General features: G+C 40.6%; 6 protein-coding genes. All 6 read left to right on the top strand.

Going from position 1 to position 8,391, the window contains the following annotated elements:
* On the top strand, positions 1-1,125 hold a 1,125-nt coding region (locus AB204_RS16295; RefSeq protein WP_152671554.1), incomplete at its 5' end, for a DUF1983 domain-containing protein.
* An 81-nt stretch (positions 1,126-1,206) separates the two neighbouring features.
* Positions 1,207-5,817 carry a tail fiber domain-containing protein gene (locus AB204_RS16290; protein ID WP_047964429.1) on the top strand — a complete coding sequence of 1,537 codons (4,611 nt, stop codon included), beginning with the start codon at positions 1,207-1,209 and terminating at the stop codon, positions 5,815-5,817.
* Between the two features lie 73 nt (positions 5,818-5,890).
* Positions 5,891-6,217, top strand: a complete 327-nt coding sequence (locus AB204_RS16285; protein ID WP_047766515.1) for a hypothetical protein — start codon at positions 5,891-5,893, stop codon at positions 6,215-6,217.
* A gap of 14 nt (positions 6,218-6,231) precedes the next feature.
* Positions 6,232-6,930 (top strand): membrane protein, encoded by a 699-nt coding sequence (locus AB204_RS16280; protein ID WP_047964428.1) that lies wholly within the window; start codon positions 6,232-6,234, stop codon positions 6,928-6,930.
* Between the two features lie 139 nt (positions 6,931-7,069).
* Positions 7,070-8,149 carry a hypothetical protein gene (locus tag AB204_RS16275; RefSeq protein WP_047964427.1) on the top strand — a complete coding sequence of 360 codons (1,080 nt, stop codon included), beginning with the start codon at positions 7,070-7,072 and terminating at the stop codon, positions 8,147-8,149.
* A gap of 121 nt (positions 8,150-8,270) precedes the next feature.
* Positions 8,271-8,391 (top strand): hypothetical protein (locus tag AB204_RS24025; RefSeq protein WP_411354723.1); only part of this gene is annotated, 121 nt, incomplete at its 3' end.

Raw genomic sequence — 8,391 nt, 5'->3', positions numbered from 1 at the left:
CAAACACGGGCAAATGCGGATGAAGCGTTATCCAGACAGGTTACTCAGATAAAAAGTGAAGTCGATAAAAGCATCAAGGCACAGTTTAGTGAAGAAAAACAGGCACGCACGAATGCTGATGAGGCACTGTCCAAACAGGTCACGCAACTGAAAAGTGAAATCAATCAAAGCATCAAAGCCCAGTTAAATGAAGAAAAGCAAACACGGGCGAATGCCGATGAAGCATTGTCTAAACAAATCACTCAATTGAGAAGCGAAGTCGGCACAGATATCAAAGCTAAACTTGACGAGGAAAAGAGCACTCGTGCCACCAAAGATGATGCGCTGGCTCAAAGTGTTGATAGTCTTAAGACACAGACTAGCAAAAATATTGAAGCGGCAGTATTAACGGAGAAAAACGCACGTACAACTGCCGATAAAAGTCTAGCAGATAGTGTCAACGCGTTGAGTGCAAAAACTCAAAAAGATATTGCCAGTGCGGTAGCCAACGAAGCGAAAGCCAGAGCTACACAGGATGAGGCGTTAGCAGGAGAAATCTCTAAGGTTCTGGCAAAAGCTAATGCTAACGAGGCAGCCGTAAAAGCAGAGCAGACGGCGAGGGCTAATGGTGACTCAGCACTTGGGAAACGAGTAGATACGATTCAAGCAACAGTCAATGGAAATACAGCCATTGTTAAGCAGACAACAAAAGCTGTAGCCGATATTAATGGTAAAATTTCAGCTTCTTGGAATCTGAAAATAGAAACTACTAAAGACGGGAAAAAATATGCGGCAGGTTTTGGGCTAGGGGTAAATAATACCGCTTCGCAATTTCTTGTTCAGGCAGATCGGTTTGGTTTTGTCAACGTAAACAATGGCGTCATCACTACTCCGTTTGTTGTTGAGAATGGTGTTACCTACATGAATGCTGCTTACATCAAAGATGGCTCAATAAGTAGCGGTAAGTTTGGTGATTTGCAATCTGACAACTATTCATCTGGGAAGACAGGCTGGAGATTTGGCAAAAATGGTCAGTTGGAAATGAACGGTCAAACTTCTGGACAAGGACGGTTAAACATCGCCAATAATCGTATTGATGTTTATGATGAAAAAGGTGTTTTGAGAGTTAGGCTCGGTTTGCTGTAAATGCCATTATTTAATGTGTTAATATTATTTTATTGTAGGTAATTAAATACCTAATACCTATTTAAATAAAGGAGATATAGAATGTGGTACAGGGAAGGTACTAATTCTTTTGAGAAGGAAAGCAGAAAGGTTAAAGGCATTGGCACCTTTTGGTCGCAGACAAAATATGGCGTTATGCCGGGTATGGTGCTTATAGGCTCTGATAATCTCTTATATGAAATTGAAAGTGTCCAGAGTAATACAGAACTCACGCTGGTAGAGGCTTACAAGGGAAATTCAATCAAAGATCAACCTTGTCGTATTATTACCACTTACGAAGGAGATTTGTCGCAATTTAGCGCACGGTTTTCAGCCTTGCTGCACTCAATATCCGGTGATTCCCGTGAAATTCGGAACTGGTTAATTTCACCATCACCAGTAGTTATCGTCCGAGATGATGGCACTACATTTACGGCTGATTCACTGGAAACTATCTATGCGGCACATAAAGTCCGTATGGAATGGTTTGATAAAAATCAGACACTGGTTATGAACGCAGGTAATCAGGCAGCAAATGCGGCTGGTTCAGCGAAAGCAGCAAGAGACTCACAAATAGCAACTAAAGCCAGTGAAACGCAAACGGCTGATTCTGCTAAGGCTGCAAAGGATTCTCAAATTGCGGCGTCTTCGTCTCAATCGTCGGCAAAAATTTCAGAAAATAATGCCAAAACGTCTGAAATCAACTCTGCTAATTCGGCTAAAGCGGCAGCAGCTTCACAAAGTTCGGCTAAGACGTCAGAAACTAATTCTGCTAACTCAGCTAAAGAAACAAAAGTGTCTCAGTCGGCTGCAAAGATTTCCGAGAACAATGCTTCAAACTCTGCAAAATCAGCGAAAACGTCCGAATCTAACGCCAAGGCATCAGAAACTAATGCCGCTACGTCGGAGAAAAACGCTAAAGCCTTAGAAGCCAATGCAACAGCATCTAAATCCGCAGCCGAAAAGTCAGCAAAAGATGCGGCGGATACTCTTGCAAAAATGGGAAACGATGCAAAGGTTGCGGATAACGCCGCCAAAGCCGCAAAGTTATCAGAGAATAACGCAAAGGTAAGCGAAACTGCTACGAAATCCTCAGAAACAAATGCTTCCAATGCAGCAAAAGCAGCTAAAGTCTCTCAAGACGCTGCAAAAATTTCAGAAACCAATGCGGCAAATTCAGCAAAACTTGCCTCTGCTTCTCAGGCCGCAGCAAAAACCTCAGAAACTGTGGCGGTGTCATCAAAAAATGTCGCACAAGAAGCTGCGGCCTTAGCAACAAAAAAAGCAGAATTAGCTGCTGCTTCTGAAAGTAAGGCGCAGAATGCCGCTAATAGGGCAACACTTGCTGCACAAGAAAAAGAAGACCTTCTCAAAGGGAAGACTATTAAGATATCTTTAGGTTCGGATAAATCTACTTGGACAAAAATAGCCGAAGTAGCTATGCCTCAGAATCCTGGTAAAGCTAGTACAGTTCGTATAGAGCTGGTGGGAGGCAGTGGTTACAACGTAGGTCATTATCCACAAACAGCAATGTCTGAAATTGTTTTGCGCTCTGGTAACGGTCATCCCAAAGGCATTACTGCGTCTATTTATAGAACAAATACTGCCGCTGCAAATCAGGTAGCAACCATCAATACTAAAGATGATGAATATGATATTTATGTTCATTTTGGCGCTTATCCATTTGATTTAATTTGTAATGTACAGCAGGCTAATGCCACCATATTAAATATAGGCAAGTTATCAACACCATCAGAAAACCTACCTAAAGGGGTATTGGAAGGTAAAGCATACAATTATGTTTTAGCCTCAGCAGTCGACAATCAAGGGAATCTGTCAATTGATACAAATATATATGGGCCTGGATTTGTTTCTGGAGCGCAAGGCAAGGATAGAACATGGCTAGAACCCAAAGAGGGTAATGCTTGTTGGTTAGCTAACATTGGCGATAAGTATGTTGGCGAATTCCGACATCCGAAAAAGTCAGGAACCGCTGCCATATTGGAAGATCACTATATTAAAGGTGAATCTGATGGTAAATACCAGCCTAAAGGAAATTATGCTGTAGTTGGGGCTTCGTACACTAAAGACGAAACTAACCAGAACTTTGTAAAAAGCAATACAACAAATCTTGGTAAATCATGGACTAGCCTGACAACTATTCCAGATGGCGGATGGGGTCAACCTATTGGCTATTCGACAATGGTACGTATCAACAGCTTTGGGTTACCGAATGGATTCGCTGATCATGGATATTGGAATGTCATTGCCGCTCGTGATATGGCTCAGGGATATGCCGGATTTTTAACGGGTTTTAATAATGGGAAAGTTTATTACGGATTTTCTAACACGAAAGAGGGCAATCCTACTTGGGTTAGGGTGTACACAGAAAATCATAAACCCTCACCGAGTGAATTAGATGTATACACTAAAGGTGAATCTGATAGTCGTAATTACAGCAGTCTCAATTATGTAATCAAAAAATCTGGTGGTGATAGTTCAGATCTAAATAACTGGCCGAACAATAGAGTTGCATTTGTCTATCATAATGCAGCAAACAGTTCTCAAGAGACAGGTGTGGGCGCTTCATTTTCTGCCTTGAATAATAATTATGTATTGCAGCTTGTTTCTCGATACCACGGTAATGGTGATGTTCTTAAGTTCAGAACAAAAAATGGGGATAACAATACTTGGAACCCTTGGCACCATATTGCAACAACAAACTGGACATATTCGCGAGGTGATATTGATGCGAAAATCAATGGGCGCATGGCAAATGGTACTGCTTATACTAAAGGTGAATCAGACGGTAAATACCAGCCGAAAGGTAGTTATGCCATCACTCAGAACACCGTCCCTAATAGCCGGAAAGTTAACGGAAAACCATTATCATCAGATATTACGTTGAATGCTGCCGATATTGGTGCGTTTTCTAGAGGATTAACGGAAGCTGTTTCAGGCGATAACGTACCGTGGAATGCGGCATCTGGTGTGTATAATGCCAATTATAGCGGTCATACCCAGATTATTGTTCATTTTAGTATGGGGGCGGGAAATACTAGTACACCATCACTCCAGCTAAAATCAATATATAAGAATGGTGGTATAGCCTATCGTTCGGCTAGGGATGGTCATGGATTTGAAGAGACTTGGACGGAGTTTTACACCACAAAAAATAAACCTTCTGCGAGTGATGTAGGAGCGTATTCGAAAGGCGAGTCTGATGGTAAATATGTCTTAAAAAACTCGCAAGAAGAGATTAATGCTGGTTATTTTTCAGCTAAATGGATTAATAATTATGCAGGGATTAAATTAATAAAACCAGATAACCGATATGCATTAATTGAAACCACTCCACACGGCAGTGCGCCATTAAACTTTATCTACCGTGATGAAAAGGGTACTAATATTTCTGTTGCATCACTACCAACAGAAACTGGAGTTATTGCATTACAGGGTTATTCCTACTCTAAAGCAGAAGCAGATGGTAAATACCAGCCTAAAGGTAGTTATGCTAACGCAGCCTCTCATGCCTTTAGCGGTGAAGTGAGAGCACCAAACGTCATCACTGGAGCAGTAAACAACCAAAGTTACTTTTTTCAAAGAGATGGTGTTTGGAGATGGACTGTACAACAGGGGGGAAATTGGAAGGGAGAAATCACGCATCCCGGAAGAGGAGGTGTATTTGCTCTGCAAGGTGATAGCTATACCAAAGGTGAATCTGACAATCGTAATTACAGCAGTCTTAGTTATGTAATCCGTAAATCTGGCGGTGATAATACGGATCTAAATAACTGGCCGAGAAATAGAGTTGCGTTTGTTTATCATGATGCGGCAAACAATTCCAATGTCACAGGAGTAGGCGCTTCATTTTCTGCCTTGAATAATAACTATGTTTTGCAACTTATTTCTCAATACCACGGTAATGGGGATGTTCTTAAGTTCAGAACTAGAAATGGGGATAACAATACTTGGAACCCTTGGCATCACATTGCAACAACAAACTGGACATATTCGCGAGGTGATATTGATGCGAAAATCAATGGGCGCATGGCAAATGGTACTGCTTATACTAAAGGTGAATCAGACGGTAAATATCAACCGCGTGGAAATTTCCAGCTCGCGGGGAATTACGCGGTAAGAGGGGAGAATTATACCAAAGGTGAATCTGATGGTCGTTATTATGCTAAATCAGGTGAGGGCAATTTAACCTTAGTAGGTGCATTTCGTCGCCATATTATCTTTAATAATGGTTCTAAAATTGATGGATATATCTTCAAAGATCCTAACGGGCACTTGATGTTTAATAATGGTGTTCACGGTGGTGATTGGCAGATGCGAACTGATGGATCGTTTTACTGTGGAGGTAATGGTAACTTTAACGATGTCTATATCAGGTCAGATAAACGTGCCAAAAAAGACATTGCAAAAATCAGTGATGCAACCCAAAAACTGTCAAAACTGAGTGGCTATACCTATACCGTATCTGACGATAACAAAAATAATAGTCGCTCTGCTGGTCTTATCGCTCAAGAGGTTCAGAAAGTTTTGCCAGAGGCTGTAACTCAAGATGAAAATGATTTATTACGCTTGAACTATAACAGCGTAATTGGATTATTGGTTGAGGCAGTTAAAGATTTACAAAAACAGGTAGATGAACTTAAAAATAAATAAGTATTTACTTACCTATTAATTTTGAAAATGATATAAATTACCCACCCGATAGCCTAATACACGGAGGTTAAAAATGGCAAACGAGGTGGGAAATGTTTCCCCAGAAATGGTTGAGCGTATCGCCAAAATAGTCGCCAAAGAAGTTGCGGCAAATATAAGTGATGACTTAAAGGATAAAGTTGGTGAAGAAGTTGAGCGCCACCTTAAAGCCTACTTTGGTGATATGACAGCAGCACAACACAGTATTCAACATGCCAATCTGGAAAAATTACTGGTTAGGTTAGACAGCCTTTCTAGTGGATTTTACGGAGGCATAATTTCGAAGATAGCTTCCATGCTGGTAGCAGCTCTAATTTTAGGATTGGCGGCTTGGGGCTTAAAAAATGGTGTAGGTAACTAAAGGAGTAGTTAGCTATGGTTGGTAAAGGATTACCTCGTGGGATTAGAAACCACAACCCCGGCAACCTCGAAATAGGGTCTCCGTGGCAAGGTTTAACCAAAAAACCTCAAGATATCCGTTTCTGTTCATTCGTGGATGCAGCTTATGGTATTCGCGCATTAGCAGTTACGCTGATCACCTATCACGATAAACGTAAAGCAACAAATGGCACTCGCATCGATACCGTGCGTAAAGTCATTGAACGTTGGGCGCCCTCAGTTGAAAACCACACAGAACGGTACATTCAGTTCGTCAGTAAGGCAATGGGTGTTTATCCTGATCAAAATATTAACCTGCATGATTACGACACTATTTGTCCATTGGTGGAGGCGATAATTCGTCAGGAAAACGGTCGGGGTAAAGTAAAAACACTAAATTCATGGTACAGCCGTGAAGTTATCGACGAGGGTTTGCGTCGTGCCGGTATTATCAAAAAGACGAAAGAAGTTGTCAAAATTCCGGTAACGAAGGAAACCGCGAGTGCAACGGTTGCAGCGTCTTTAGGGATTGGTCAGATTGCCGAAGTCATGCCTCAGATCTCAGATGCTATGATGAAATCAGAAAGCCATCTGTCCAGTGGTTCAGTAGTTCGCATCACCTTCGGAGTTGCAACTATTGTGGTGGCTTGTGTGATTGCATATGCACAAATAAAACGTCATAAGAATGGAAATTAATAAAATTATTTTGCTCTATTGAACAGAGATTAGGGAAATTAACAGATCTCGGCAAAGGTATCAAATGCAAGATACCTCTGCCGGATGTGTATATGGTCGGTAGTAATGACGTGGCAATTATTGAATTGGAAGTATTTTTATGATTTATGGGCTAAAAATTATCAATCCGCATGATGAAACAAGTTTTATCTTTAATGCCAACACAGCGCCAGCCTCTCTGATATGGGTGGATAAAGTGAATTTTCGAACTCCCGGTGCGCAATTGGACAGGTTTGGGAATGGAACGTGGACATGTCCGGTTAAGATCCCTGTTGGATATAAATCTATGGTAGCGTGTGGCTCTATGACGGAACTGGATTTTTACTATGACGATGATAATAGTTGGGGTTCTAGTATGCGTCTTAATGGAGGTATGGAAAGTTGTAATTACATTCAAAGTGGTGATGTTGTTTCGATCTCGAATATGAGTTTGGCAGACTGGGAGAGGAAGCCTATAAACAATACAGTGAAAGTTATTGCTTATCCTCAATATAATCAAACAGGAACAGTGGGATTAAATATTGAAGGTAACTCAAATTTCAATGTAGATATTCCCCCTAGCGGGTTTTCCTATGTATCCCACAAAGCAGTATTGAGAGTTGATGGTGAAGTCGATTTCTCAAAAATTTCACCTCAGCTTAATGTTCATAACTGCCTGGCATTTTTTCATACAGATAATCCTTACGCAATGATTGTTCCATGGGAAGATCGATATATTTGCAAGGATCGACGTAATGGACGTCAAATGTCGGCAGTATTCCGAATAGTTATTTTCTCTGATGTAGATTCCTCAATGCGATTTGCAAATGACCACTATGGATTACAACTGAGGAACAGTCGGGGCAACATTACATTTTCATCTGGAGTAGGAGTATTAACCAGACCCAAAGAAGTATATCTTAATTCTTATAAACAAAATGATCGAATATCGATTCCCGATATTACTTATCCTATGTATATTCCATCATCTGTTGGGGACCACTTTTGGGTAGATGTCCGTTTGGGAAAAACAGAGTATATTTATTTGAGTAATTATGACGCAAAATCTATCGGCTTTGGTGTATCAAGCACCTATTCTAGGTACGGTCATTTAGGTTCCCGAGCCTATGGCTGGGATTACACGTATATAACGAAAAAGCCAGTATTAATCATCGACGCTTCCGATTATTTCAATTTCTAATAGTTTACTTCAAGAGTAATGGTATTGTATTTATTTTTTATGCAGTATTACATACTAATAACATTGGATAAAATTCACGATAACTTTAGGTATAAGATTAAAGTCAAGGAGCAGAATTAATATGACTATACAAAGTTGTTGGGTGGGAAGCAAAGCAGTAACTGAAACAGGTGAAAGATGGATGAGCTATTTAAAGGGACAAAAACTCATTTACTTCGTTTATAACGATGTTGCGCTTAATA

Origin of the sequence: Xenorhabdus khoisanae, assembly GCF_001037465.1 — a bacterium.
Classification (GTDB): Bacteria; Pseudomonadota; Gammaproteobacteria; order Enterobacterales; family Enterobacteriaceae; genus Xenorhabdus; species Xenorhabdus khoisanae.
Note: the sequence above shows the minus strand (reverse complement) of the source record. Positions and strands in the feature narration are given on the sequence as shown.